This is a genomic window from Pseudomonas benzopyrenica (genome assembly GCF_036884265.1).
In the GTDB taxonomy this organism is placed as follows: domain Bacteria; phylum Pseudomonadota; class Gammaproteobacteria; order Pseudomonadales; family Pseudomonadaceae; genus Chryseomonas; species Chryseomonas benzopyrenica.
On the sequence record NZ_CP145723.1, the window covers coordinates 1,084,398 to 1,109,476 of the forward strand.

23 protein-coding genes and 1 tRNA gene are annotated in these 25,079 nt (G+C 65.7%); 11 read left to right on the plus strand and 13 right to left on the minus strand.

Annotated elements, in window-relative coordinates; all coding sequences use genetic code 11:
• The first annotated feature begins 336 nt into the window (after positions 1-336).
• Positions 337-549 carry a cold-shock protein gene (locus V6W80_RS05035; RefSeq protein WP_017641736.1) on the plus strand — a complete coding sequence of 71 codons (213 nt, stop codon included), beginning with the start codon at positions 337-339 and terminating at the stop codon, positions 547-549.
• A 184-nt stretch (positions 550-733) separates the two neighbouring features.
• Here the strand turns inward: V6W80_RS05035 and V6W80_RS05040 are convergent, their stop codons facing one another.
• Genes V6W80_RS05040 through dapE form a run of 3 tightly spaced genes read right to left on the minus strand, consistent with a single transcriptional unit; the run spans position 734 to position 3,074 of the window.
• Entirely contained in the window at positions 734-1,117 is a 384-nt protein-coding gene (locus V6W80_RS05040; RefSeq protein WP_064307967.1) for a hypothetical protein, read from the minus strand.
• A 5-nt stretch (positions 1,118-1,122) separates the two neighbouring features.
• Complete coding sequence (locus tag V6W80_RS05045; RefSeq protein WP_064307966.1) at positions 1,123-1,935, minus strand: putative RNA methyltransferase; 813 nt, start codon at positions 1,933-1,935, stop codon at positions 1,123-1,125.
• A complete protein-coding gene (gene dapE, locus V6W80_RS05050; RefSeq protein WP_338546037.1) occupies positions 1,932-3,074 on the minus strand; it encodes a succinyl-diaminopimelate desuccinylase in 1,143 nt (380 codons plus the stop codon). Before dapE ends, V6W80_RS05045 begins: the two co-directional genes overlap by 4 nt.
• 84 nt (positions 3,075-3,158) lie before the next feature.
• Here dapE and tcdA point away from each other — a divergent pair, with 84 nt between their 5' ends.
• Entirely contained in the window at positions 3,159-3,944 is a 786-nt protein-coding gene (gene tcdA / locus V6W80_RS05055; RefSeq protein WP_017642560.1) for a tRNA cyclic N6-threonylcarbamoyladenosine(37) synthase TcdA, read from the plus strand.
• Positions 3,945-4,294: 350 nt separating this feature from the next.
• Here tcdA and mltF read toward each other — a convergent pair whose 3' ends face one another.
• Complete coding sequence (gene mltF, locus V6W80_RS05060) at positions 4,295-5,779, minus strand: membrane-bound lytic murein transglycosylase MltF (RefSeq protein ID WP_430707783.1); 1,485 nt, start codon at positions 5,777-5,779, stop codon at positions 4,295-4,297.
• A gap of 316 nt (positions 5,780-6,095) precedes the next feature.
• Here mltF and purL point away from each other — a divergent pair, with 316 nt between their 5' ends.
• Complete coding sequence (gene purL / locus V6W80_RS05065; protein WP_064307962.1) at positions 6,096-9,995, plus strand: phosphoribosylformylglycinamidine synthase; 3,900 nt, start codon at positions 6,096-6,098, stop codon at positions 9,993-9,995.
• Between the two features lie 102 nt (positions 9,996-10,097).
• A complete protein-coding gene (locus V6W80_RS05070) occupies positions 10,098-10,412 on the plus strand; it encodes an NIF3 1 (RefSeq protein ID WP_017642557.1) in 315 nt (104 codons plus the stop codon).
• Between the two features lie 3 nt (positions 10,413-10,415).
• Here the strand turns inward: V6W80_RS05070 and V6W80_RS05075 are convergent, their stop codons facing one another.
• The 5 genes from V6W80_RS05075 to V6W80_RS05095 all read right to left on the minus strand — a co-directional run bounded on the left by V6W80_RS05075 (position 10,416) and on the right by V6W80_RS05095 (position 16,190).
• Positions 10,416-10,712 carry a winged helix-turn-helix domain-containing protein gene (locus V6W80_RS05075; protein WP_017642556.1) on the minus strand — a complete coding sequence of 99 codons (297 nt, stop codon included), beginning with the start codon at positions 10,710-10,712 and terminating at the stop codon, positions 10,416-10,418.
• 53 nt (positions 10,713-10,765) lie between these two features.
• Positions 10,766-13,597 (minus strand): valine--tRNA ligase, encoded by a 2,832-nt coding sequence (locus V6W80_RS05080; RefSeq protein ID WP_338546039.1) that lies wholly within the window; start codon positions 13,595-13,597, stop codon positions 10,766-10,768.
• Positions 13,598-13,684: 87 nt separating this feature from the next.
• Positions 13,685-14,047 carry a hypothetical protein gene (locus tag V6W80_RS05085; protein ID WP_017642554.1) on the minus strand — a complete coding sequence of 121 codons (363 nt, stop codon included), beginning with the start codon at positions 14,045-14,047 and terminating at the stop codon, positions 13,685-13,687.
• 4 nt (positions 14,048-14,051) lie between these two features.
• Entirely contained in the window at positions 14,052-14,480 is a 429-nt protein-coding gene (locus tag V6W80_RS05090) for a DNA polymerase III subunit chi (protein ID WP_338546041.1), read from the minus strand.
• A gap of 210 nt (positions 14,481-14,690) precedes the next feature.
• Positions 14,691-16,190, minus strand: coding sequence for a leucyl aminopeptidase (locus V6W80_RS05095; protein ID WP_338546043.1), 1,500 nt, complete (start codon positions 16,188-16,190; stop codon positions 14,691-14,693).
• Between the two features lie 171 nt (positions 16,191-16,361).
• Between V6W80_RS05095 and lptF the strand changes: the two genes are divergently transcribed.
• Together lptF and lptG are read left to right on the plus strand one after the other, a co-directional pair.
• Entirely contained in the window at positions 16,362-17,474 is a 1,113-nt protein-coding gene (lptF, locus tag V6W80_RS05100; RefSeq protein WP_160923620.1) for an LPS export ABC transporter permease LptF, read from the plus strand.
• Positions 17,471-18,532, plus strand: coding sequence for an LPS export ABC transporter permease LptG (gene lptG / locus V6W80_RS05105; protein WP_017642550.1), 1,062 nt, complete (start codon positions 17,471-17,473; stop codon positions 18,530-18,532). The genes lptF and lptG overlap by 4 nt, the downstream gene beginning before the upstream one ends.
• Before the next feature lie 19 nt (positions 18,533-18,551).
• Here the strand turns inward: lptG and V6W80_RS05110 are convergent, their stop codons facing one another.
• The 3 genes from V6W80_RS05110 to V6W80_RS05120 form a co-directional block, all read right to left on the minus strand.
• A complete protein-coding gene (locus V6W80_RS05110; RefSeq protein WP_017642549.1) occupies positions 18,552-18,872 on the minus strand; it encodes a hypothetical protein in 321 nt (106 codons plus the stop codon).
• A 100-nt stretch (positions 18,873-18,972) separates the two neighbouring features.
• Positions 18,973-19,440: a hypothetical protein gene (locus tag V6W80_RS05115; protein ID WP_173148382.1), complete on the minus strand. Its 468-nt coding sequence runs from the start codon at positions 19,438-19,440 to the stop codon at positions 18,973-18,975.
• Between the two features lie 35 nt (positions 19,441-19,475).
• Entirely contained in the window at positions 19,476-19,646 is a 171-nt protein-coding gene (locus V6W80_RS05120; RefSeq protein WP_017642547.1) for a hypothetical protein, read from the minus strand.
• A gap of 198 nt (positions 19,647-19,844) precedes the next feature.
• Here V6W80_RS05120 and V6W80_RS05125 point away from each other — a divergent pair, with 198 nt between their 5' ends.
• On the plus strand, positions 19,845-20,174 hold the full coding sequence (locus V6W80_RS05125) for a DHCW motif cupin fold protein (protein ID WP_017642546.1): 330 nt from the start codon (positions 19,845-19,847) through the stop codon (positions 20,172-20,174).
• 109 nt (positions 20,175-20,283) lie between these two features.
• Here V6W80_RS05125 and V6W80_RS05130 read toward each other — a convergent pair.
• A tRNA-Leu gene (locus V6W80_RS05130) sits at positions 20,284-20,368 on the minus strand.
• Between the two features lie 106 nt (positions 20,369-20,474).
• Between V6W80_RS05130 and queA the strand changes: the two genes are divergently transcribed.
• The 4 genes from queA to secD all read left to right on the plus strand — a co-directional run bounded on the left by queA (position 20,475) and on the right by secD (position 25,072).
• Positions 20,475-21,518 carry a tRNA preQ1(34) S-adenosylmethionine ribosyltransferase-isomerase QueA gene (gene queA, locus V6W80_RS05135; RefSeq protein ID WP_338546047.1) on the plus strand — a complete coding sequence of 348 codons (1,044 nt, stop codon included), beginning with the start codon at positions 20,475-20,477 and terminating at the stop codon, positions 21,516-21,518.
• Positions 21,519-21,528: 10 nt separating this feature from the next.
• On the plus strand, positions 21,529-22,647 hold the full coding sequence (gene tgt, locus V6W80_RS05140) for a tRNA guanosine(34) transglycosylase Tgt (RefSeq protein WP_338547353.1): 1,119 nt from the start codon (positions 21,529-21,531) through the stop codon (positions 22,645-22,647).
• 147 nt (positions 22,648-22,794) lie between these two features.
• Complete coding sequence (yajC, locus tag V6W80_RS05145) at positions 22,795-23,139, plus strand: preprotein translocase subunit YajC (protein WP_007162951.1); 345 nt, start codon at positions 22,795-22,797, stop codon at positions 23,137-23,139.
• A 64-nt stretch (positions 23,140-23,203) separates the two neighbouring features.
• Positions 23,204-25,072 carry a protein translocase subunit SecD gene (gene secD, locus V6W80_RS05150; RefSeq protein ID WP_338546049.1) on the plus strand — a complete coding sequence of 623 codons (1,869 nt, stop codon included), beginning with the start codon at positions 23,204-23,206 and terminating at the stop codon, positions 25,070-25,072.
• Positions 25,073-25,079 lie beyond the last annotated feature (7 nt).

Sequence of the window (25,079 nt, forward strand, 5' to 3'; positions counted from 1 at the left end):
CCGGATGGCCTGGCGGGCGTAAAACCACCCGTGTTGTTCTGACTTCGACCCGGCAGTCGGCGCCTTGTCCCCAGCGTCGAAAAAATGCCATTCAAATCGTCGACAATCCGGCGCTGGCGTGGCTTCCAGCCGTGATGGCACTGTGCGTAAAGAACGTTGCTTTTGCCGGAAAAGCCCTGCTTCATAAGGTTTCGGCAACGTGTTGCCGATGGTCGGATACGGGCCAGCCTGGCGACCGGTCCGATGCGCGATCTGTACCGATACAACAAAGCGACCCGGTCGCCCAGGCTGTGGCGAGCGGGGATAGGAAATCCAGAAAAGCTTCGGAGAGATGTGATGGGTGAGCAACGCGAAACCGGGACCGTCAAGTGGTTCAATGACGCCAAGGGATATGGATTCATTCAACGCGAGGGCGGCGCCGACGTGTTCGTTCACTACCGCGCCATTCGTGGTGAAGGCCACCGCTCCCTTGTCGAAGGCCAGCAGGTGGAGTTCTCGGTGATCGAAGGCCAGAAGGGTCTGCAGGCCGAAGACGTCGCCCGGCTGTAAGAGCCTATTCAAAGTCTGCTGCGCGTCGGCCAAACGGCGTTGAAAATGGCTTCGGAATGCTCATTTACCACTCGTAAACTCCGCTTCCTCAGCCATTTTCGCCTTGTTTGTCTCTAGCTCGCGAGCCTTTGAACAGGCTCTGAGCCCGCTTCGCGAGGAGCGCAATGCTCCTCGCGCCTTCAGTTCACTCGGTGCGCCAGACGATTTCCTCGACGCCCTCGTCCGTCACCTTCAGCCAGCGATCGGCGGTTTCTTCCTCTTCTTCCTCGCTCCAGCCACTCGGGGCGCAGCGTACCTGCACCTGCAGGGCCGCCTGGGCGTCGCGGGCACAGGCCAGGTCGTCCACCCAGGGCGAGACATCGCTTTCCAGCAGCAGGCTGTGCCACTTGCCCACCGCCTTCGGCAGCCAGGTGACTGGAATGGGCTCGCCACCATAGCGCAGGGTGCACTTGAAGGTCTGCCCACGCGCCTGCCAGGCGCAAGGCATGGCGAACACCTGTTCGAGCCAGGCCGAGACGGCGTCCTGGTCGACGTCCTTTAGGTAGATTTCGATATCGGGCTGGCGCATGGGGCTTAGGCTCCGGATTTGACGATCCAATCGTAACGTACTGCCACCCGCACCTCGAAGGGCTCGGCAAGAACCCGCTCGCGACGCTCGGCGTTGACCCGCCAACCGTGGGGCGTCATGGCCAGCAGGTCTTCGCGGGTCTGGCGCTCGGTCAGCGGCAGCACGAATTCGAGCCCTTCGCTGTGGGCCAGTTCCAGACCTGGCGGCAGATCCTGCAAGTGCTTGTCTTCGGCATAGTCGCGCACCTCGTCATAGAGCCGCTGGCGCAACTCCAGCAGGTGGGCGCTGGCCGGACCCAGGCGCAGGATGCCGCCGCCCGGTGCCAGCACACGCAGGGCTTCGGCCCAGTCGATGGGGCTGAAGACACTGGCCAGCAGCTGGCAACTGGCGTCCGGCAGCGGCAGACGCGCCATGCTCGCCACCAGCCAGGTCAGCGCCGGGGTACGTCGGCAGGCGCGGCGCACCGCCTCGCGGGAGATGTCCAGCGCATAGCCGTCGGCCGCGGGCAGGGCCTGGGCCAGGCGCGCGGTATAGAAGCCTTCGCCACAACCCACGTCGATCCAGCGCTGGGGCGCGCGTTCGGCGGCCAGCTGCGCCAGGCGCTCGGCCAGGGGCGCATAGTGACCGGCATCGAGAAAGCGCCGGCGCGCCTCGACCATGGCGGCGTTGTCACCCGGATCCAGGCTCTTCTTGTGCTGCACCGGCAGGAGGTTCAGGTAGCCCTGGCGGGCGCGGTCGAAACGATGGCCGGCGGCGCAACCGACGCCACCCTCGAGTTCGGCCAGCGGGGCCTGGCAGAGCGGACAGATCAGCTTCATGCCAGCAACCGCACCAAGGTGCCGTAGTAGACCTCGGTCAGCAGATCCAGGTCGCTGGCCAGGACGTGCTCGTCCACCTGGTGAATGGTGGCGTTGACCGGACCCAGTTCCACTACCTGGGCGCCCAGGGTGGCGATGAAGCGACCATCCGAGGTGCCGCCGCTGGTGGATGCCTCGGGGCGATAGCCGGTGACCGCCTCCACGCTGGCCGCGACGGCGTCGAGCAGGTCGCCCGGCTCGGTGAGGAAGGGCAGGCCGGACAGCGACCAGTCGATGTGCCAGTCCAGGCCGTGGCGATCGAGGATGGCCTCGACGCGGGCCTGCAGGCCTTCCACGGTGGATTCGGTGGAGAAGCGGAAGTTGAACAGCGCCTGCAGTTCGCCCGGCACCACGTTGCCGGCGCCGGTGCCGGAATTGAGGTTGGAAATCTGGAAGCTGGTGGGCGGGAAGAAGGCGTTGCCGTCGTCCCATTGCTCGGCGGCCAGATCCGCCAGGGCCTGGGCCGCCAGGTGGATGGGATTGCGCGCCAGGTGCGGGTAGGCCACGTGGCCCTGCTTGCCGCGCACGATCAGGCGGCCATTGAGCGAGCCGCGGCGACCGTTCTTGACCACATCGCCCAGTAGCCGGGTGCTGGAGGGTTCACCGACGATGCACCAGTCCAGCCGCTCGCCGCGCTCGCGCAGGCGCTCGACCACCGCACGGGTGCCATGCAGGGCGGGGCCTTCTTCGTCGCTGGTGATGAGGAAGGCGATGGCGCCGCGATGGTCCGGGTGGTCGGCGACGAAGCGCTCCACGGCGATGATCATGCTCGCCAGACTGCCCTTCATGTCGGCGGCGCCGCGGCCACGCAGCATGCCATCGGCATCCACGTGGGCATTGAAGGGCGCCTGCTGCCAGGCCTCCAGCGGGCCGGTGGGCACCACGTCGGTGTGGCCGGCGAAGCACAGCACCGGACCCTCGCCGCCACGGCGGGCCCAGAAGTTGTCCACCTCCTCGAAGCGCAGCGGTTCCAGGGCGAAGCCCAGGCGCTCCAGGCGCTGCATCATCAGCGCCTGGCAGCCTTCGTCCAGCGGCGTGACCGAGGCCCGGCCGATGAGGTCGCAGGCGAGTTCCAGAGTGGGGGTGAGAGCGGTGGTCATGGCGGGTCCCGGGAGGCGGCTAGGGTTCAGGGGGAGCGGTATGGTAAAGGAAAACCTATACTGTGGCTTTTGTGGAAAGCCTTCATGACGTTCGATGAACAACGCTTCGGCGGGATCGCCCGGCTCTATGGGCAGGAGGCCGTCGAGCGCCTGGCCGCCAGTCACGTCGCCGTGGTCGGCATCGGCGGAGTGGGTTCCTGGGCCGCCGAGGCCCTGGCCCGTAGCGGCGTCGGTCGCATCAGCCTGTTCGATCTGGACGACGTTTGCGTCAGCAACACCAATCGCCAGGTGCACGCCCTGGACGGCCAGGTGGGGCGACCCAAGGTCACGGTGATGGCCGAGCGCATCCAGGCCATCAACCCGGCCTGCACGGTCAAGGCGGTGGCGGACTTCGTCACCCGCGAGACCATGGCCGACTACATCACCGAGGAGCTCGATCTGGTGCTGGACTGCATTGACAGCGTGGCCTCCAAGGCGGCGTTGATCGCCTGGTGCAAGAGACGCAAGATCGCCATCGTCACCACTGGCGGTGCGGGCGGCCAGATCGACCCCACCCAGATCCAGGTGGTGGACCTCAATCGCACCTACAACGACCCCCTGGCCTCGCGGGTGCGTTCGCTGCTGCGCCGAGACTATGGTTTCTCGCGTAATCCCAGCCGCCACTACAGCGTGCCCTGCGTCTTTTCCACCGAGCAGCTGCGCTATCCCAAGCCGGACGGCAGCGTTTGCCAGCAGAAGAGTTTCGTCGGCGAAGGCGTGCGCCTGGACTGCGCTGGCGGCTTCGGCGCGGTGATGATGGTCACCGCCACCTTCGGCATGGTCGCCGCCGCCCGCGCCGTGGACAAGCTGATCCAGAAGCCCAAAGGTTAAAGCTCTCGTAGGTTGGGTTGAGCGCAGCGAAGCCCAACGCTGCCCAGGTCGAGCCCGCATGTTGGGCTTCGACGATGGAGCCGTCTCAGCCCAACCTACGTCCTGATGATGGGACGCTTCGGTAGGTTGGGTTGAGCGCAGCGAAGCCCAACGCTGCCCAGGTCGAGCCCGCAATGTTGGGCTTCGACGATGGAGCCGTCTCAGCCCAGCCTACGTCCTGACGACGAGGGGGCGCTTCGGTAGGTTGGGTTGAGCGCAGTGAAGCCCAACGCTGCCCAGGTCGAGCCCGCAATGTTGGGCTTCGACGATGGAGCCGTCTTAGCCCAACCTACGTCCTGAGGTGCCGTGCCTCACATATCCTGGGGCGTTTCCCGGACGGGACGGTCGTCGGCGATGGCGGGGACGTGCAGGCCGGTCTTGGCCAGCTGCTGGCCTTCCATCTGCGGTTGGGTGGTCCAGGTGAGGATGTCGTAATAACGGCGCACGTTCTGCACGAACTGCACCGTCTCACCACCACGGGCGTAGCCATAGCGGGTCTTGCTGTACCACTGCTTCTGCGCCAGGCGCGGCAACATCTTCTTCACGTCCAGCCAGCGATCCGGGTCCAGGCCCTGGGATTCGGCCAGACGGCGGGCGTCGAGGATGTGGGCGATGCCGATGTTGTAGGTGGCCAGGGCGAACCAGGTGCGATCCGGTTCGTTGATGCTGTCGGGCAGCTCGTCACGGATCTGGTCGAAGTACTTGGCGCCGCCGGTGATGCTCTGCTCGGGATCCAGGCGATTGGATACCCCCATGGCCTGGGCGGTGTTATTGGTCAGCATCATCAGTCCGCGTACCCCGGTCTTGGAGGTGGCGTCCGGCGTCCACAGCGATTCCTGGTAGCCCATGGCGGCCAGCAGGCGCCAGTCCAACTGGTGTTTCTGCGCCACCTTGCGGAAGTGCTTCTCGTACTTGGGCAGGCGTTCCTGCAGGTGCTGGGCGAAGGTGTAGGCACCGACGTAACCAAGCACGTCGACGTGGCCGTAGTAGCGCTCCTTGAGCTGCTGCAGGGTGCCGTCGCGGCGGACCTTGTCCAGGTAGGCGTTGACCGCGTCGAGCAAGCTGTTGTCCTCACCGGGCTGCAGCGCCCAGGCCTGGCCCTGGTTATCGCCCAGGTCGAAGGCCACCCGCACATTGGGGAAATAGACCTGGTTCATGGCCAGTTCGTTGGAATCCACCAGGGTCAGGTCGATCTGGCCCTCGTCGACCATGCGCAGCAGGTCGCTGACCTCCACCTGGTCGGATTCGTCGAAGGCCAGGCCCGGCACCTGGGCCTGCAGCGCCTTTAGTTGCTGGGCCTGGCTGCTGCCCTTGAGCACCAGGATGCGCTTGCCGACCATGTCCTTGGGCGTGCTGGGGCGGACGGTGCCGTTGCGATAGATGACCTGGGGCACCACGTCCAGATAGCTGCGGGAAAACTTCAGATTCTGGCGATTGATCGAAGGCGTGAGGCCGGCCGCGGCGATCACCGGCCCGTCCGGCGCGGTCAGGCGATTGAAGAGGTCGTCGAGGTTGTCGGCGGTGCTGATTTCCAGGCGTACCTTGAGCGATTCGGCGAAGCCCTTGACCAATTCGTATTCGAAGCCGGTCTCGCCGTTGCGGTCCTGGAAATAGGTCGCCGGACTGTTGCGCGTCACCACGCGCAGGACTCCCGCCTGCTGCACCTGCTCCAGCGCGGTAGGCTTGGGCGGCGCAGGCACGTCGGCCTCCCCGCAGCTCATGAGCAAGGCGAGGAAGGGCAGGGTAAGCCAGGCGAATCGCTTGAAGGCTCTATTCAAATGGGCTAGCTCGGCCATACGGCATCAAAACGGCACTGGCGCCTTGCTGACGCGCCTCATCGGTCGGCCCCTCCGGGCACTCGTTATGGTCGGGACGCTCCGCGCCACCGGTCCGGCCAAAGGCTCTATCCTGAGCCCAATGGGGAGCCGCGTCCATGGGGCGCGGCAGGCCGTAACGGCGGGCAGTATACGCGAGAAGTGGCCCAGCGCCCATTTTATACATACAATGATGGTTGTAAGGCTGCATGAACCCTCGTCGCCGGAAGGTGTCCCCGGCGCGCCTTTAGGCTAGAATGCACGGCCCCAAAGTGACTTGGCCCCGAGGCTGTCCCCGATGCTGATCCTGCGCGGCGCTCCCGCTCTTTCTTCGTTCCGTCACGGCAAACTTCTCGACCAGCTGACTCGCCTGGTTCCCGGTGTCTCCGGGCTCTATGCCGAGTTCGTTCATTTCGCCGAAGTCGCCGGCACCCTGAGCGCGGAGGAAGAGGGCATCCTCGGCCGACTGCTGCAATACGGCCCCAGCGTCCCCCAGCAAGAACCCCAAGGCGCGCTGTTCCTCATCGTCCCGCGCCTGGGCACCATCTCGCCCTGGTCGAGCAAGGCCACCGACATCGCCCACAACTGTGGCCTGGCGCAGATCGAGCGTCTGGAGCGCGGCGTGGCCTACTACGTCGCCGGCGAGCTGGACGGCGTTGCCCACGCGCAGCTGGCCGCGGCCCTGCATGACCGCATGACCCAGCGCGTGCTGCCGACCCTGGACGCCGCCGCCGACATCTTCAGCCATGCCGCGCCCAAGCCGCTCACCGCGGTGGACGTGCTCGGCGGTGGTCACGCCGCGCTGGAGCAGGCCAACCTCGAGCTGGGCCTGGCCCTGGCCGAGGACGAGATCGACTACCTGGTCAAGAGCTTCACCGCCCTGGGGCGCAATCCCCATGACATCGAACTCATGATGTTCGCCCAGGCCAACTCCGAGCACTGCCGGCACAAGATCTTCAATGCCAGCTGGGACATCGACGGCGAAAGCCAGGAGAAGTCGCTGTTCGGCATGATCAAGAACACCTACGAGATGAACCGCGCTGGCGTGCTGTCCGCCTACAAGGACAACGCCGCGGTCATGGAAGGCTTCACCGCCGGCCGCTTCTATCCCGACGCCGAGTCCCGTGAGTACGGCGCGCACAGCCAGCCCGTGCACATCCTGATGAAGGTGGAGACCCACAACCACCCGACGGCCATCGCCCCCTTCCCCGGCGCCTCCACCGGCTCCGGCGGCGAGATCCGCGACGAAGGCGCCACCGGCCGCGGCTCCAAGCCCAAGGCCGGCCTGACCGGCTTCACCGTCTCCAACCTGAACATCCCCGGTTTCGCGCAGCCCTGGGAGCAGCCCTACGGCAAGCCCGAGCGCATCGTCACCCCGCTGGACATCATGATCGAGGGCCCGCTGGGTGGCGCCGCCTTCAACAACGAATTCGGTCGCCCGGCCCTGGCCGGCTACTTCCGCACCTTCGAGCAGCAGGTCGAGACCCCCCGTGGTCCCGAGGTGCGCGGCTACCACAAGCCGATCATGCTCGCCGGCGGCCTGGGCAACATCCGCGCCGACCACGTGCAGAAGGGCGACATCTCGGTGGGCGGCAAGCTCATCGTGCTCGGTGGTCCGGCCATGCTGATCGGTCTGGGCGGCGGCGCCGCCTCGTCCATGTCCACCGGTGCCAGCTCCGCCGACCTGGATTTCGCCTCGGTGCAGCGCGAGAACCCGGAAATGGAGCGCCGCTGTCAGGAGGTCATCGACCGCTGCTGGCAGCTGGGCGAAAACAACCCCATCACCTTCATCCATGACGTAGGCGCGGGCGGCCTGTCCAACGCCTTCCCCGAACTGGTCAACGATGCCGGTCGCGGCGGCCGCTTCGAACTGCGCAACGTGCCGAACGACGAGCCGGGCATGAGTCCGCTGGAGATCTGGTGCAACGAGTCCCAGGAGCGCTACGTGCTCTCCGTGGACGCCGAGAACTTCGAGACCTTCAAGGCCATCTGCGAACGCGAGCGCTGCCCCTTCGCCGTGGTCGGCGAAGCCACCGAGGAGCGCCAGCTGACCGTGGCCGACAGCCACTTCGGCAACAACGCCGTGGACATGCCGCTGGACGTCCTGCTCGGCAAGCCGCCGCGCATGCACCGCAGCGCCACCCGGGAAGCCGAACTGGGCGACGCCTTCGACGGCGCCGGCCTGGACCTGACCGAGTCGGTGGAGCGCGTCCTGCGCCACCCGGCCGTGGCCAGCAAGAGCTTCCTGATCACCATCGGCGATCGCACTATCACCGGCCTGGTCGCCCGTGACCAGATGGTCGGTCCCTGGCAGGTCCCGGTGGCCGACTGCGCCGTGACCGCCACCAGCTTCGACGTCCACACCGGCGAAGCCATGGCCATGGGCGAGCGCACCCCGCTGGCGCTGCTCGACGCGCCCGCTTCCGGCCGCATGGCCATCGGCGAGACCATCACCAACCTGGCCGCAGCGCGCATCGACAAGCTCGGCGACATCAAGCTCTCCGCCAACTGGATGGCCGCCGCCGGCCACCCGGGCGAAGATGCGCGCCTCTATGAAACCGTCAAGGCGGTGGGCATGGAGCTGTGCCCGCAGCTGGGCATCACCATCCCGGTCGGCAAGGACTCCATGTCCATGAAGACCCGCTGGCAGGACGGTGGCGAAGACAAGAGCGTTACCGCGCCGCTGTCCCTGGTGATCACCGGTTTCGCCCCGGTGCAGGACATCCGCCGCACCCTGACCCCCCAGCTGCGCCTGGACAAGGGCCAGACCGACCTGATCCTGATCGATCTCGGCCGCGGCCAGAATCGCCTGGGCGGCTCCATCCTTGCCCAGACCCACGGCAAGCTCGGCCAGCAGGCTCCCGACGTCGACGAAGCCGAAGACCTCAAGGCCTTCTTCGCGGTGATCCAGGGCCTCAACCAGGACGGCCTGCTGCTGGCCTACCACGACCGTTCCGACGGCGGCCTCATCACCACCCTGGTGGAAATGGCCTTCGCCGGTCACTGCGGCCTGGCCCTGCGCCTGGACGCCCTGGCCGCCGACCGTGACGAACTGACCCGCGCGCTGTTCGCCGAAGAGCTGGGCGCCGTCATCCAGGTGCCCCAGGACTTCACCCACGAGGTGCTGGCCCAGTTCAGCGCGGCCGGTCTGGAAGACTGCGTGGCGGTGATCGGCAACCCGGTCAACGGCTACGAGATCAACATCCACTACCACGACGAGCATCTCTACCGGGCCGAGCGGCGCATGCTGCAGCGCGTCTGGAGCGAGACCAGCTTCCAGATCCAGCGCCTGCGCGACAATGCCGACTGCGCCCAGCAGGAATTCGATGCCCTGCTGGAAGAGGATCATCCGGGTCTGTCGGCCAAGCTGGCTTATGATCCCAACGAGGACATCTGCGCCCCCTACATCAAGAAGGGCGTGCGGCCCCAGGTCGCCATCCTGCGCGAGCAGGGCGTCAACGGTCAGGTGGAGATGGGCGCGGCCTTCGATCGCGCCGGCTTCGCCGCCATCGACGTGCACATGAGCGACATCCTCTCCGGTCGCATCGACCTGGCGGACTTCAAGGGCGTGGTGGCCTGTGGCGGCTTCTCCTATGGTGACGTCCTCGGCGCCGGCGGTGGTTGGGCCAAGTCCATCCTGTTCAACGCCCGGGCCCGCGACGGCTTCCAGCAGTTCTTCGAGCGCACCGATACCTTCACCCTCGGCGTGTGCAACGGCTGCCAGATGGTCGCCAACCTGCGCGAGCTGGTGCCCGGCAGCGAATTCTGGCCGCGCTTCGTGCGCAACCGCTCCGAGCAGTTCGAGGCGCGGGTGGCCATGGTCCAGGTGCAGGATTCGCCCTCGCTGTTCCTCGCTGGCATGGCCGGGTCGCGGCTGCCCATCGCCATCGCCCATGGCGAAGGCTTCGCCGAATACCCGAACCAGCAGGCGCTGGTCGCCGCTGACGTCTCCGGCACCGTGGCGCTGCGCTATGTCGACGGTCACAGCAAGGTCACCGAGACCTATCCGGCCAACCCCAACGGCTCGCCGCTGGGCATCACCGGTCTGTCCAGCCAGGACGGTCGCGTGCTGCTGATGATGCCGCACCCCGAGCGCTGCTTCCGCGCTGTACAGAACTCCTGGATCCCGGCCGACTGGCAGGGCGAGGACGGCGGCTGGATGCGCCTGTTCCGCAATGCGCGGGTCTGGGTGGACTGAGTCCTCGGCTCGCGTCTGACGAAACCCGCGCCTCGGCGCGGGTTTCGTCTTTCTGGGAAGGGTTTAAGCTAAAGGGACCGTCCAGCGTCTCCGGAGTCCTCGATGTTCAAGCTGTGTTTCTACGTCCCCGACTCGCACCTCGATGCCGTCAAGCAGGCGATCTTTGCTGTGGGCGGTGGCCGCATCGGGCTCTATGACAGTTGCTGCTGGCAGGTCCAAGGCCTCGGTCAATTCCGTCCACTGGCGGGCAGCCAGCCGCACCTGGGCGAGCAGGGCAGTCTCGAACAGCTAACGGAATGGCGAGTGGAGCTGGTACTGGCCGATGAGCAGGTCGCCCGCCAGGCCGTGGCGGCGCTCAAGGAGGCGCATCCCTATGAAACGCCGGCCTACGACGTGGTGCAGGTGCTGGATTTCTAGCCGTCAGGGATAGCCGAGAACGGTCTTGATCCGTGCAAGCTCACGCTCGACCCAGCGCGGATCCACCGCGCCCCAATCGCGGACCTCGTAGCCGCCCGCGTTGTTGCGCGCGCCGTCGCCCTGCACGAACTGACAGTCGATATCCAGATCGGCCAGCGCCAGCAGGGTGTCCTGGGCCGTACGCCGCGGCATGCCGGTGGCGGCCATCAGCGCGGGCACGCTGGTGGCGGTGCCGCTGGCCACCAGCCAGGCCACATAGAGCCGGCGATAGAAACTGGTCTTGGTCTTGCTCACATCCATGAGAATCGTCCTAGGCAATAAAAAGCCCACCGCGAGGGTGGGCTTCAGGGGCATCAGAGGGTAGCGATGCGCTGCCGCTGGTCCACCATCTTGGCCAGGGCCTGTTCGGCTTCTGCCAGTTTGGCACGCTCCTTCTCCAGCACTTCGGCAGGCGCCTTGGCGACGAAGCCTTCGTTGCCCAGCTTGCCGCCGACGCGCTTGACCTCGCCTTCCAGGCGGCCGATCTCCTTGTCCAGGCGCGCCAGTTCCGCGTCCTTGTCGATCAGCCCGGCCATGGGCACCAGCACTTCCATCTCGCCCACCAGGGTGGTGGCGGACATCGGCGCTTCCTCGCCGGCGGCCAGCACGCGGACCGATTCCAACTTGGCCAGCTTGTTCAGCAGCGGCTCGAAGTCGGCCAGGCGGCGCTGGTCCTCGGCACTGGCGTTGGCGACGATGATGTCGATGCGCTTGGCCATGGAGATCTTCATCTCGCCGCGGATCTGCCGCACGCCCAGCATCAGCGCCTTGACCCACTCGATGTCGCCCTCGGCGGCGGCGTCGATGCGCGCCTCGTTGGCCACCGGCCAGGGTTGCAGCATCAGGGTCTCGCCCTGGACACCGGCCGGCGCCTTGAGGCGCTGCCAGATTTCCTCGGTGATGAAGGGCATGAAGGGGTGCGCCAGACGCAGCACCACTTCAAGGACCCGCGCCAGGGTGCGGCGGGTGCCGCGCTGGCGCTCGATGGAGGCGTTCTCGTCCCACAGCACCGGCTTGACCAGCTCCAGGTACCAGGCGCAGTACTCGTCCCAGACGAACTCGTAGAGCGCCTGGGTGGCCAGGTCGAAGCGGAAGGCGTCGAGCTGACGGGTCACCTCGGCCTCGGTGCGCTGCAGCTGGGAGATGATCCAGCGATCCACCGAGGACAGCTCCACGGGTTCGTCATTGACGCCGGTGTCCTGGCCTTCGACGTTCTCCATGACGAAGTTCGCCGCGTTCCACAGCTTGTTGCAGAAGTTGCGATAGCCCTCGACGCGACCCATGTCGAACTTGACGTCGCGGCCGGTGGTGGCCAGGGAGCAGAAGGTGAATCTCAGGGCATCGGTGCCGTAGCTGGCTATGCCGTCCGGGAATTCGGCGCGGGTCTGCTTGGCGATCTTCTCGGCCAGCTTAGGCTGCATCAGGCCGCTGGTGCGCTTCTGCAGCAGGGTGTCCAGGTCGATGCCGTCGACGATATCCAGCGGGTCGAGCACGTTGCCCTTGGACTTGGACATCTTCTGGCCCTGGCCATCGCGCACCAGGCCGTGGACGTAGACGGTCTTGAACGGAATCTGCCCGGTCAGGTGGGTGGACAGCATGATCATCCGGGCGACCCAGAAGAAGATGATGTCGAAGCCGGTGACCAGCACGTCGGTGGGGTGGAAGGTCTTCAGTGCCTCGGTCTGCTCGGGCCAGCCCAGGGTGGAGAAGGTCCACAGGCCGGAACTGAACCAGGTGTCCAGGACATCGTCGTCCTGGCGCAGGGCGATGTCACCCAGGTTGTGCTTGGCGCGTACCTCGGCCTCGTCACGACCGACGTAGACATTGCCGGCCTGGTCGTACCAGGCGGGAATGCGGTGGCCCCACCAGAGCTGGCGGCTGATGCACCAGTCCTGGATGTCGCGCATCCAGCTGAAGTACATGTTCTCGTACTGCTTGGGCACGAACTGCACCTCGCCGCTCTCGACCACGGCGATGGCCTTCTCGGCCAGGGGCTTGGTGGAGACGTACCACTGGTCGGTCAGCCAGGGCTCGATCACGGTGCCGGAGCGGTCGCCCTTGGGTACCTTGAGGGCGTGGTCGTCGATCTTCTCCAGGCGGCCGGCTGCCTCCAGGTCGGCGACGATGCGCTTGCGCGCCTCGAAGCGATCCAGGCCTGCATAGGCGGAGGGGAGGGTGGCGTCGAACATGCCGTTGACGCTGCCGTCCAGGTTGAACACCTGGGCGCCGGGGAGGACGGCCGCGTCGGCGTCGAAGATGTTGATCAGCGGCAGGTTGTGGCGCTTGCCGACTTCATAGTCGTTGAAGTCGTGGGCCGGGGTGATCTTGACGCAGCCGGTGCCGAATTCGGGGTCGCAGTAGTCGTCGCCGACGATGGGGATGCGGCGGCCCACCAGGGGCAGCTCGACGTACTGGCCGATCAGATCCTTGTAGCGCGGATCTTCCGGGTGCACGGCCACGGCGGCATCGCCCAGCAGGGTCTCGGGGCGGGTGGTGGCGACCACCAGATGGTCCATGCCCTCGGCGGTGCGGGCACCGTCCGCCAGCGGATAACGCAGGTGCCAGAGGTGGCCCTTCTCGTCATGGCTTTCCACTTCCAGGTCGGAAATGGCGGTGTGCAGCTTGGTGTCCCAGTTGACCAGGCGCTTGCCGCGATAGATCAGGCCGTCCTCGTGCAGGCGCACGAAGGCTTCCTTGACCGCCTCGGAGAGGCCGTCGTCCATGGTGAAGCGCTCGCGCGACCAGTCCACCGAGGAGCCCAGGCGGCGGATCTGCCGGCTGATGTTGCCACCGGATTCATTCTTCCAATCCCAGACCTTCTCCAGGAATTTTTCCCGGCCCAGGTCATGGCGCGACAGGCCCTCGGCACCGATGCGGCGCTCCACCAGCATCTGGGTGGCGATGCCGGCGTGGTCGGTGCCCGGCTGCCAGAGGGTGTTGCGACCCTGCATGCGGCGGAAGCGGATCAGGGCGTCCATGATGGCGTTGTTGAAGCCATGGCCCATGTGCAGGCTGCCGGTCACGTTCGGCGGCGGGATCATGATGGTGTAGGGCTCGCCCGACCCCTGGGGCGCGAAGTAGCCCTGGCGTTCCCAGGTCTGGTACCAGGAGGTTTCGATGGCGTGCGGCTGGTAGGTCTTGTCCATGGAGGGGGCTTTTGTCGCTGGAAGAGGAAAGCCTCCGAGTATAGCGACTCCCGCCGGCCGACGGCAGGGCGCCTTGGCGCCCCGCGCTCAGGGACGCTGCAGCAATTCTTCCAGGCGCCGCTGCAGACGGCGCTGCAACTCGGCCTCCAGGCGCGGCAACTGCTCGTCGAGCAGTTCCTGCAGGATGGCCGGCGCCTCCTGGTGCAGGCGGACGTGGGCCAGGTCTTCATGGGGCGCGCTGGGCGTCACCTCTTCGATGGCGTCCGGCACGATCTGGTCGAGCAGCGGCGGGATGGCCTTGAGGCGCTCGGCGCTGGGCGCGATGACGTCGGAGAGGATGGGGATGCCATCGGCGCTGCTCGGATGAATCGTGTTGCGACTCTTGTCGAGCACCTGGCGGATGGCTTCGAGGTCTTGCAGGACGTGCGCGGGAGGCTTGGTGCTGGTCATGAAATCAGACACGTGACAGCTGATGGTCCTGTAGAGCATAGCCAAGCTTGCGGTAGAAGCGAAAACCTTCGCGCATCGCCTGGCGCACGTCGGGGGCTTCGACGACCACTTCGGCGATCCGGGCGAAACCCGCATGGCAGGGCGGCGGGGCCAGGCTGAGGTTGATCAGCAGTTCGCCCGTTTGCTCGGCGGTCGTGGTCAGGCCCAGCACCACCGGGCTGTCGCCCGAGGTCTCTGCCAGATCGTGGGGGACGAAGCTGTCCGGCCGAAAGCTCCACAGCTGGTCATCCAGGCGCTGACGCTGCTCGGCGTCGGCGCAATGCACATAGACCGGCATGCCCTGCTTCCAGGCCTTGTCCACCAGCCGGCAGGCAAAGGCCAGCCGCGCCGCGGGATCGGTGGAGGGCAGGACATAAAAATCGACACGGGTCATGGGAGATCACGGCGAGGGGAGGGGAACGGCAAGGCCGCGACGTAGGGGCGTCGCGGCCTCTATAGGCGTTAGCGCGTGTTCAAAGTCTCGCGAGCTAGAGCCAAACAAGGCGAAAAGACCTGAGGAAGCGGAGTTTACAAAGAGTAAATGAGCATTCCGAAGGTCTTTTCAACGCCGTTTGGCCGACGCGCAGCAGACTTTGAGCAGGCCTTAGGCCTCGTTGCTGCGGTCGAGCAGATATTGCACCAGCAGCGGTACCGGGCGACCGGTGGCGGCCTTGTCCTTGCCGCCGCTGATCCAGGCGGTGCCGGCCACGTCCAGGTGCGCCCAGGGATAGGCCTTGGCATAGCGCGCCAGGAAGCAGCCCGCGGTGATGGTGCCGGCCTTGGGACCGCCGATGTTGGCCATGTCGGCGAAGGGGCTGTCCAGCTGCTCCTGGTACTCCTCGTGCAGCGGCAGTTGCCAGACGCGGTCGTCGGCGCGATCGCCGGCCTGCTTGACCTGGTCGATCAAGGCATCGTCGTTGCCCATCAGGCCCGAGACCAGCGAACCCAGGGCGGTGATGCAGGCGCCGGTGAGGGTGGCGATGTCGATCACCGCCTTGGGCTGGAAGCGCTCGGCGTAGGTGAGGGTGTCGCACAGCACCAGGCGGCCTTCGGCGTCGGTGTTGAGGATCTCGATGGTCTGGCCGCTCATGCTGGTGACGATGTCACCCGGACGGGTGGCGGTGCCGCTCGGCATGTTCTCGGCCAGGGCCAGCAGACCTACCACGTTGATCGCCGGCTTGAGCTCCATGAGGGCACGGAAGGTACCCAGGACGCTGGCGGCGCCGCACATGTCGTACTTCATCTCGTCCATGCCGGCGCTCGGCTTGATGCTGATGCCGCCGGTATCAAAGGTGATGCCCTTGCCGACCAGGGTGTAGGGCTGGGCGTTCTTGGCGCCGCCCCGGTACTGCAGCACCACCAGGCGCGGCGGCTGGGCGCTGCCCTGGGCCACGGCGAGGAAGGAGCCCATGCCCAGTTCGCGCATCTTCTTCTCGTCGAGCACCTCGACGGAGAGCCCGGCGTCCTTGAACTGCTTGCCCAGGACCTTGGCCTGATCGGCTACATAGACCGGGTTGCAGACGTTTGGCGGCAGGTTGCCGAAGTCCTTGGCATAGGCGGTGCCGTGGGTGATCGCTAGGGCATGGGCCAGGGCGCGTTCGGCCTCCGGCTGGGAGGCCTTGGTGGTGACCAGGGTCAGCTTCTTCAGCGGCCGCGGCTCGGCCTTCTTGCTCTTGAAGCGATCGAAGACGTAGTCGCCATCGGCCAGGGTCTCGGCCAGCAGGCGCAGGCGGGCATAACCATCGCGATTCTTGACCGGCACATCGCCGAGGGCGATGGCAGCGTCGCTGCCGCCCAGGCTCTTGAGCACGCCCAGGGCGCCGCTGGCCAGCTTGCGGTACTGACGGTCGGAAAGCCCTTCGCTGGCGCCGCTACCGACGAGCAGCACGCGCTCGGCCTTGATGCCGGGCAGATTGGTGAGCAGCAGGGTCTGGCCGGCCTTGCCGGCGATGTCGCCGCGCTTGACGGCCGCGCTCAGGGCGCCGGAAGTGGCAGCGTCCACGGCGCTGGCCGCTGCGTCGAGCGCACCGCCTTCACCGACGGCCACGACCAGCGTGGCGGTTTTCAGGGTTTCCGGACGAGCGTTTTTGACGACGAATTCCATTAGGAGAAGCTCCCCAAGACAAACACATGAGTTCGCAGGATATAATGCGGGGCTTTCGCCAGGGCCTTTCCCGGCGATCGGCCTTCAACGGGTGGGCCTTGCAACGCAAGCCATGCAGCCGAGCTAGTGTGAGCGTTCGCGCCAGAGCCTGACAACCCTGGAGAATCCTGTTTGATCGTCTTCCGCTATCTGTCTCGAGAAGTTCTCACCACCCTCGGTGCGGTCAGTGCCGTGCTGCTGGTGATCATCATGAGCGGCCGCTTCATCAAGTACCTGGCCCAGGCGGCCCAGGGCCTGCTGGATCCGGGCGTGCTCCTGCTCATCATGGCCTACCGCATCCCCGGATTCCTGCAGCTGATCCTGCCGCTGGGCCTCTTTCTCGGCTTCCTGCTCGCCTATGGCCGGCTGTACCTGGACAGCGAGATGACCGTGCTCACCGCCACCGGCCTGAGTCCGCGCCGCCTGCTGGCCTACAGCATGGCGCCGGCCGCGGTGGTGGCCCTGGTGGTCGCCTGGCTGAGTCTGTCGCTGGCACCCCTGGGCGTGCAGAAGGTCACCACCATCCTCAATCAGCAGGATGCCATGACCGAGTTCGACACCCTCGAACCGGGCCGCTTCCAGTCGCTGCGGGACAATTCGCGGGTCACCTACACCGAGCGCCTGTCGGCGGATCGCAGCCAGCTGGGCGGCGTCTTCATTTCCGAGCGCAACACCTCCACCGCCGGCGGCAAGGACCGCGGCGTGGGCGTGCTGGTGGCCGACACCGGCCGGCAGGAAATCCACCCGGACGGCAGTCGCTACCTGATCCTGCAGAACGGCTTCCGCTACGACGGCGTGCCGGGCCAGGCCGACTATCGCGCCGTGCAGTACGACACCTATGGCGTCTTGCTGCCCAAGCCCGCCGTCAGCGAGGACATCAGCGAGCGTGACGCCGTCACCACTGGTGAACTCATGCGCAGCAACGAGCTGCAGTATCGCGGCGAGCTGCAATGGCGGCTGTCGCTGCCGATCCTGGTGTTCGTCGTGACTCTCATCGCCGTGCCCTTGGCCAAGGTCAATCCGCGTCAGGGCCGCTTCCTCAAGCTGCTGCCGGCGATCCTGCTGTACATGGCCTACCTGTCGCTGCTGATCGCCGCCCGCGGCGCCCTGGATAAAGGCCGCCTGCCGCCGGCCATCGGTCTGTGGGGCGTGCACCTGCTGTTCCTGGTGCTGGGCCTGCTGCTGGCCTTCTGGGAACCGCTCAAGGCGCGTCTGCGCGGTCGCAAGCCGGAGGTAGCGGCATGAACAAGCTCGATTGGTACATAGGGCGCACCGTCTTCGTCAGCATCCTCGCGGTGCTGGGTGTGATCGTCGGTCTGGCCCTGCTGTTCGCCTTCATCGACCAGCTCGGCGACTTCGACGACAACTACGGCGTCGCCGAGGCGCTCAAGTTCGTCCTGCTCACCTCGCCGCGGCGAGCCTACGAGATGCTGCCCATGGCGGCGCTGATTGGCTGCCTGATCGGCCTGGGCACCCTGGCCAGCAGCAGCGAGCTGATCGTGATGCGTGCCGCTGGGGTCTCCCTGGGGCGCATCGTCTGGGCGGTGATGAAGCCGATGTTCGTGCTGCTCATCGCCGGCATCCTGGTCGGCGAGTACGTGGCGCCCTGGTCGGAGAACCTGGCGCAGAGCGGTCGTGCCCTGGCGCAGAGCGCCGGCAAGGCGCAGAGTTCGCGTCATGGCCTCTGGCATCGCCAGGGCCACGAGTACACCCACGTCAACGCCGTGCAGCCCAATGGCCTGCTGCTGGGCGTGACGCGCTACGAATTCGACGACAATCGCCATCTGCTGCAATCCAGCTTCGCCCAGCGCGGTATCTATCGTGGAGATCACTGGGAGCTGGAAAACGTCAGCATCACCGACTTCGGCAATCGCCAGACCAGTGTGCGTCAGGAGCCCAAGGTGATCTGGAACGTCGAGCTGACCCCGCAGGTGCTCGATACCGTGATCATGGAGCCGGATGCGCTGTCGATCTCCGGGCTGTGGTGGTACATCCACTACCTGGCCGATCAGGGCCTGAGCAACAAGAGCTACTGGCTGGCGTTCTGGTCGAAGATCTTCCAGCCGCTGGTGACCGCCGCTCTGGTGCTGATGGCGATCTCCTTCATCTTCGGCCCGCTGCGCTCGGTGACCCTGGGCCAGCGGATCTTCACCGGGGTGATCATCGGCTTCGCCCTGCGCATCTTCCAGGACCTGCTGGGACCGTCCAGCCTGGTGTTCGGCTTCTCGCCGCTGCTGGCCGTGCTGGCACCGGCGCTGCTCTGCGCCGTGGCTGGGATCCTGTTGCTGCGCCGGGCCGGCTAGGGCCCGGCGGCGCCGTCCGCTAGGCGGCGCCCTTGCTCACGACCGGTTGCGGCTGCAGCCAGCCGGCGTGGGCTTCGCAGAAGCTCAGGATGCGCTGCACGCGGCGGATCTGATCCCGATGGCGGCATTCGCCCACCACGGTACGCACCAGCAGATCGACGTTCTGCATGTGGATCAGGCGCAGATCAGCGCTCATGTCGGGGCAGGCGTCCATCTCGTCCATGCGCGTCTCGCAACGCGAGAGCAGGCGCTCGATGAAGGCGGTGGAGAAGCGGGCGGGGGTCTGGGCCGTTTCCAGGTCCTTGACCGCCACCTGAGAGAGGGGGGAGAGCGTTTCCATGTGCAAGATCTCGCGTCCGTATCGATGTCTTACTATTGCACGCTTTGCCCTTGCGTTTCAGCTGCCGGTGGTCAGCTGGCTATCCGATCGTTTCCGGGGCTCAGCGCGGATGTCCGGGTGCTCCTGTCGCCACGTCGAGCAGCGCTGATCGCGCCTTAAGATAAGACTGCTTCTGCTGCAAGTCGGCTGGATGATCGATGGTTAGCCCCGCCAGATAGCCCTGCCAGATGGCCAAGTAGGCTTTCTGCGCATTGCGCAGCCGCCAATCCTGGCCGGCGGGTAATTGGTCCGTAGCAGACTTCTCTTCGGCAGCGGCCTGGGTCTGGCAACTGCTCAGCCGCTGACGAAAGTCCGCCAGCCGCCCTTGTTCGCCCGCCAAGCGGGCGTTGTTGCCATGCAGCACCAGCAACTCGCAGCCATAGAGGGCGCTGTGCAACCGGGCCTGCAACGTCCAGCTGGGCGAGCGATTCAGGTCGACACCCGCACTCGCTGGCTGGGTGGGTCGCTGCACGGCGCAGCCACCCAGGGTCAGCAGCAGGACGAGTAGCAGGGAAGGGCTCAGGCGCATCTTCCGGTCTCGGCAAGCCTTGTGCGGGCACCAGCCTATTGGTAACGCTGCCATTCCCGATACTTGTCCATCAGGTAGTTACCGACCGGTTGCGACTTCTTGCAGTCCTCACCGCTCAGTGGGCTGGGTTCGCAGACGGAGTCGGCCGAGCTGTAGTGGTTGCAGCCGGTCAGCAGTAACGCGAGGCCAAGCAATATCCATTTCAAAAGGCATCCTTCCCTACGATGAAAGCGGGAGTGTGGTGATCAAGAACGTGCCTGATGGATGGGGGTCGCCGTATTCGCAAAGGTACAAAAACCGCAATTAGCGCAAGGCTGCATACCTTGAAAATTCATCCAATCTGTATCCCTTGACCGTCTTGCTGCCGGGCTAACATACCCTTCCTGACCTAGGTAGAGGCCGTCATGCAACTGAGCGACATTCCATTCGGTACCACTGACTGGTCGAAAATCGAACCTGTAGTCCATGCGGGAGCGAGCGGCTCAGCGCTTTGGCGTACCTGCCAGTTTGGTGCAATACGGGTCCGCATGGTCGAGTACAGTGAGGGTTATCTTGCCGATCACTGGTGCAGCAAGGGACATATTCTACTTTGCCTGGATGGTCGGCTGGATACCGAGCTGGCCGATGGTCGCGTCTTCACCTTGACCGCCGGCATGAGTTACCAGGTGGCCGACAATGCAGAGGCTCACAGATCCTCGACCGCGACTGGGGCTAGGTTGTTCGTCGTGGATTGAGGCTCGTATCGACGCCGCGACCAGGGCGCACCAGGCACAAAAAAACCGCCTCGAGGGGCGGTTTCTTCGGCTTCCAGGCAACACGGGGGAGGCCTGGAAGGTACCAACTTGGTGCCCCGGGGGAGACTCGAACTCCCACTCCTTTCGGAAACGGATTTTGAATCCGCCGCGTCTACCGGTTCCGCCACCGGGGCAATGGCGGCGGAGTATAGGGATGCAGGCAGGTCCGGTCAATCCAAAGTGCGTTGGTGAAAAAGGCCGCTTCCGGTAAGCTGTGCGGCCTTTCGAGATCTACCTGCCATGCACGTCGCCGACTTCCATTTCGACCTTCCCGAATCCCTCATCGCCCGTCATCCGCTGGCCGAGCGCCGCGGCAGTCGATTGCTGGTGCTCGACGGCCCCAGCGGTGAGCTGAGCCATCGCCACTTCGCCGATCTGCTGGGCTATCTGCAGCCGGGCGACCTGATGGTGTTCAACGACACCCGGGTGATACCCGCGCGGCTGTTCGGCCAGAAGGCCAGTGGCGGCAAGCTGGAGATCCTGGTGGAGCGGGTGCTGGACGAGGAGCGGGTGCTGGCCCATGTGCGGTCCAGCAAATCGCCCAAACCAGGCAGCCGCATCCTCATTGACGGCGGTGCCGAGGCCGAGATGGTGGCGCGCCACGAGGCGCTGTTCGAACTGAAATTCGCCGAGCCCGTGCTGCCGCTGCTGGAGCGGGTCGGTCATATGCCGTTGCCGCCCTATATCGACCGGCCCGACGAGGCCGAGGATCGCGAGCGCTACCAGACCGTCTATGCGCGCAATGCCGGCGCTGTGGCCGCGCCCACCGCCGGACTGCACTTCGACGAGCCGCTGCTGGAGGCCATCCGCGCCAAGGGCGTGGCGACCGCCTTCGTCACCCTGCACGTCGGCGCCGGCACCTTCCAGCCGGTGCGGGTCGAGCGCATCGAAGACCACCACATGCACCGCGAGTGGCTGCAGGTCGACCAGGCCGTCGTGGATGCCGTGGCCGCCTGCCGCGCCCGTGGCGGTCGGGTGATCGCCGTCGGTACCACCAGCGTGCGTTCGCTGGAAAGCGCCGCCCGTGATGGCCAGCTCAAGGCCTTCGCCGGCGAGACGGATATCTTTCTCTATCCCGGTCGCCCCTTCCATGTCGTCGATGCGCTGGTGACCAACTTCCACCTGCCCGAATCGACCCTGCTGATGCTGGTGTCGGCCTTTGCCGGTTACCGCGAGACCATGGCCGCCTATGCGACGGCCGTGGCCGAGGGCTATCGCTTCTTCAGTTATGGCGACGCCATGTTCATCACCCGCAATCCCGGGGCCCAGGGCCCGGAGAGCTGATATGAGTTTCATGAATTTCGAATTGCTGGCCACCGAGGGCAAGGCCCGTCGCGGTCGCCTGACCTTTCCCCGCGGCGTGGTCGAGACCCCGGCCTTCATGCCGGTCGGTACCTACGGCACGGTCAAGGGCATGCTGCCCGACAGCGTCGCCGACATCGGCGCCCAGATCATCCTGGGCAACACCTTCCACCTCTGGCTGCGGCCCGGGACCGAGGTGATCCAGCGCCACGGCGACCTGCACGGCTTCATGCAGTGGCAGGGGCCGATCCTCACTGATTCCGGCGGCTTCCAGGTGTTCAGCCTGGGCGCGCTGCGCAAGATCAAGGAAGAGGGCGTCTACTTCGCCTCGCCGGTGGACGGCGCCAAGGTCTTCATGGGCCCCGAGGAATCCATGGCGGTGCAGCGCGCCCTGGGCTCGGACATCGTGATGATCTTCGACGAGTGCACCCCTTATCCGGCGGATTTCGACACCGCGCGCCGCTCCATGGAGCTGTCGCTGCGCTGGGCCAAGCGCTCCCGCGAAGCCCATGGCGACAACCCCTCGGCGTTGTTCGGCATCGTCCAGGGCGGCATGCACGAGGAGTTGCGCCTGAGGTCCCTGGAGGGGCTGGAAGGCATCGGCTTCGACGGCTACGCCATCGGCGGCCTGTCGGTGGGCGAGCCCAAGGAAGAGATGATCCGCGTGCTGGACTTCCTGCCGCCGCACCTGCCGGCGGACAAGCCGCGCTACCTGATGGGCGTGGGCAAGCCGGAAGACCTGGTGGAAGGCGTGCGCCGTGGCGTCGACATGTTCGACTGCGTGATGCCCACCCGCAACGCGCGCAACGGCCATCTGTTCATCGACACCGGCGTGCTCAAGTTGCGCAATGCCGTGCATCGTCACGACGAGACGCCGCTGGATCCCACCTGCGACTGTTACACCTGCAAACATTTCTCCCGGGCCTATCTGCACCATCTGGATAAATGCGGGGAAATGCTGGGGAGTATGCTGAATACGATCCACAACCTGCGGTATTACCAGCGGGTGATGGCCGGTTTGCGCCAGGCTATCCAAGAGGGTAAATTGGCCGACTTTGTGGACGCCTTCTATGCTCGGCGCGGCCTGCCTACGCCGCCGCTCGACCGCTGAAAGCCCCTGTCCGATCGTCCAGGCGAAACGGCGCTCGCGCGTCCTTCGCCGGGTGCGTGACCGGGGTTCTGCAGCGGTCGAACCGGTGGCGAGCGACCCCCGGCATCTCTTCTTTTTCCGTCATCCAACTCTGCAAGGAGTAGTGCAATGAGTTTTCTGATTTCCACGGCCCAGGCCCAGGAAGCTGCCGCGCCGGCCGCCAACGCCGCACCGGGAGGTGAATACATTCAGTTCATCTTCCTGATCGGCTTCGTGGTGATCTTCTATTTCCTGATCTGGCGTCCCCAGGCCAAGCGCACCAAGGACCACAAGAACCTGATCGGCGGCCTGCAGAAGGGTGACGAAGTGGTGACTACCGGTGGCATCGCCGGTCGCATCAACAAGGTCACCGACGAGTTCGTGGTGCTGGAAGTGTCCGACAACGTCGAACTCAAGTTCCAGAAGGGCGCCATCGCCGCGACCCTGCCGAAGGGCACCCTGAAGGCCCTCTGAGCCTTCCTTAATCTAGCTAACACCGGGGCGCGCAAGGCGCCCCGCCTTTATCTCGGGCGGTGTCATGCTCAACAAATATCCCCTCTGGAAGTACCTGCTGATCCTGGCCGTACTGGTCGTGGGCGCCATCTATTCGGTTCCTAATCTGTACCCCGACGATCCGGCCCTGCAGATCAGCGCTTCCAGCACCGAACGCACGGTGACCCCCGCCGAGGTGCAGCGTGTCAACGCGGCCCTGGCCGAGGCTCATCTGGCGGTGAAGTCCAGCGATCTCAATGAGAACGGCAGCCGGGTGCTGGTCCGCCTGATGCGCGCCGATGATCAACTGCCGGCCCAGGAAGTGGTCCGCCGTACCCTGGGCGACGACTTCGTGGTGGCCCTGAACCTGGCGCCCACCACCCCGCAGTGGCTGCGCAAGCTGGGCGCCAGCCCCATGAAGCTGGGTCTGGATCTCTCCGGCGGTGTGCACTTCCTGCTGGCGGTGGACATGGACAAGGCCGTGGACGCGCGCCTGAAGGTCTATGACAACGAGGTCAAGACCCTGCTGCGCCGCGAGAAGGTGCGCTATCGCAGCATGCCCGACCAGAACGGCGCCCTGCAGCTCGGCTTCACCGATGCCGCCGACCTGCAGCAGGCCCAGAGCCTGATCCGCAAGAACTACACCGATTTCGAGCTGACCACCGATACCCGTGGCGACCTGCAGGTGCTGCGTCTGCAGCTGACCGAGGCCAAGCTGCGGGAGATCCGCAACTATGCCGTCACCCAGAACCTGACCACGGTACGCAACCGGGTCAACGAACTGGGTGTGGCCGAGCCGCTGGTGCAGCGCCAGGGCGCCGACCGCATCGTGGTCGAGCTACCGGGTGTGCAGGACACCGCCGAAGCCAAGCGCATCCTCGGCAAGACCGCCAACCTGGAATTCCGCCTGGCCGCCACCGCGGACACCCCGCGGGCCTCCACCGAGAGCTTCGAATTCCGCGAGCCCGGGCGTCCGGCGGTACCGCTGGAGCGTAACGTCATCATCACCGGTGACCAGGTCACCGACGCCTCGGCCAGCTTCGACGAGAACGGCCGGCCCCAGGTCAACATCCGCCTGGATGGCCATGGTGGCGATCTGATCAACCGTGCCACCCGCACCAACGTCGGCCGCAGCATGGCCGTGGTGTTCATCGAGCAGCGCCCGGTCACCCGCTACACCACCCAGGCCGTGGACGGCGTGCAGAAGGAAGTGGCGGTGCCCGGCTTCGAGGAAGAGCGGCGCATCATCAGCCTGGCGACCATCCAGTCGGCCCTGGGCAACAGCTTCCGCATCACCGGCCTGAATGGCTCGGGCGAGGCCTCGGAACTGGCGCTGCTGCTGCGTGCCGGTGGCCTGGCCGCACCCATGTACTTCGCCGAAGAACGCACCCTCGGCCCGAGCCTGGGCGCCGACAACATCGAGAAGGGCATCGATGCCTCGCTGTGGGGCATGGTCTTCGTCTCGCTGTTCCTGATCGCCATCTACCGCTTCTTCGGGGTGCTGGCGACCATCGCCCTGGCGTTCAACATGGTGCTGCTGATGGCGCTGATGTCCATCCTGCATGCCACCCTGACGCTGCCGGGTATCGCCGGTATCGTGCTGACCATGGGGCAGGCGGTGGACGCCAACGTGCTGATCTTCTCGCGGATCCGTGAAGAGATCGCCAATGGCATGCCGATCCAGCGCGCCATCCACGAAGGTTTCAATCGGGCCTTCACGGCGATCCTGGACTCCAACCTGACGACCCTGCTGGTGGGCGCCATCCTGTTCGCCATGGGCACCGGGCCGGTCAAGGGCTTCGCCGTGACCATGTCGCTGGGTATCTTCACCTCCCTGTTCACCGCCATCTTCGTGACCCGTGCCATGGTCAACCTGATTTATGGCGGCCGGAACGTCAAGAAGCTGTGGATTTGAGGACGCG

Coding starts and splice junctions, on each gene's coding strand:
- tcdA (WP_017642560.1), top strand. CDS start 3,159: ATGACGTTCGATGAACAACGCTTCGGCGGGATCGCCCGGCTCTATGGG.
- tgt (WP_338547353.1), top strand. CDS start 21,529: ATGAATTTCGAATTGCTGGCCACCGAGGGCAAGGCCCGTCGCGGTCGC.
- V6W80_RS05095 (WP_338546043.1), bottom strand. CDS start 16,190: ATGGAATTCGTCGTCAAAAACGCTCGTCCGGAAACCCTGAAAACCGCC.
- V6W80_RS05090 (WP_338546041.1), bottom strand. CDS start 14,480: ATGACCCGTGTCGATTTTTATGTCCTGCCCTCCACCGATCCCGCGGCG.
- V6W80_RS05045 (WP_064307966.1), bottom strand. CDS start 1,935: ATGAAGCTGATCTGTCCGCTCTGCCAGGCCCCGCTGGCCGAACTCGAG.
- dapE (WP_338546037.1), bottom strand. CDS start 3,074: ATGACCACCGCTCTCACCCCCACTCTGGAACTCGCCTGCGACCTCATC.
- V6W80_RS05035 (WP_017641736.1), top strand. CDS start 337: ATGGGTGAGCAACGCGAAACCGGGACCGTCAAGTGGTTCAATGACGCC.
- V6W80_RS05115 (WP_173148382.1), bottom strand. CDS start 19,440: ATGCGCCTGAGCCCTTCCCTGCTACTCGTCCTGCTGCTGACCCTGGGT.
- yajC (WP_007162951.1), top strand. CDS start 22,795: ATGAGTTTTCTGATTTCCACGGCCCAGGCCCAGGAAGCTGCCGCGCCG.
- mltF (WP_430707783.1), bottom strand. CDS start 5,779: ATGGCCGAGCTAGCCCATTTGAATAGAGCCTTCAAGCGATTCGCCTGG.
- V6W80_RS05070 (WP_017642557.1), top strand. CDS start 10,098: ATGTTCAAGCTGTGTTTCTACGTCCCCGACTCGCACCTCGATGCCGTC.
- V6W80_RS05085 (WP_017642554.1), bottom strand. CDS start 14,047: ATGACCAGCACCAAGCCTCCCGCGCACGTCCTGCAAGACCTCGAAGCC.
- lptG (WP_017642550.1), top strand. CDS start 17,471: ATGAACAAGCTCGATTGGTACATAGGGCGCACCGTCTTCGTCAGCATC.
- V6W80_RS05125 (WP_017642546.1), top strand. CDS start 19,845: ATGCAACTGAGCGACATTCCATTCGGTACCACTGACTGGTCGAAAATC.
- secD (WP_338546049.1), top strand. CDS start 23,204: ATGCTCAACAAATATCCCCTCTGGAAGTACCTGCTGATCCTGGCCGTA.
- V6W80_RS05040 (WP_064307967.1), bottom strand. CDS start 1,117: ATGCGCCAGCCCGATATCGAAATCTACCTAAAGGACGTCGACCAGGAC.
- V6W80_RS05080 (WP_338546039.1), bottom strand. CDS start 13,597: ATGGACAAGACCTACCAGCCGCACGCCATCGAAACCTCCTGGTACCAG.
- V6W80_RS05110 (WP_017642549.1), bottom strand. CDS start 18,872: ATGGAAACGCTCTCCCCCCTCTCTCAGGTGGCGGTCAAGGACCTGGAA.
- purL (WP_064307962.1), top strand. CDS start 6,096: ATGCTGATCCTGCGCGGCGCTCCCGCTCTTTCTTCGTTCCGTCACGGC.
- queA (WP_338546047.1), top strand. CDS start 20,475: ATGCACGTCGCCGACTTCCATTTCGACCTTCCCGAATCCCTCATCGCC.
- V6W80_RS05075 (WP_017642556.1), bottom strand. CDS start 10,712: ATGGATGTGAGCAAGACCAAGACCAGTTTCTATCGCCGGCTCTATGTG.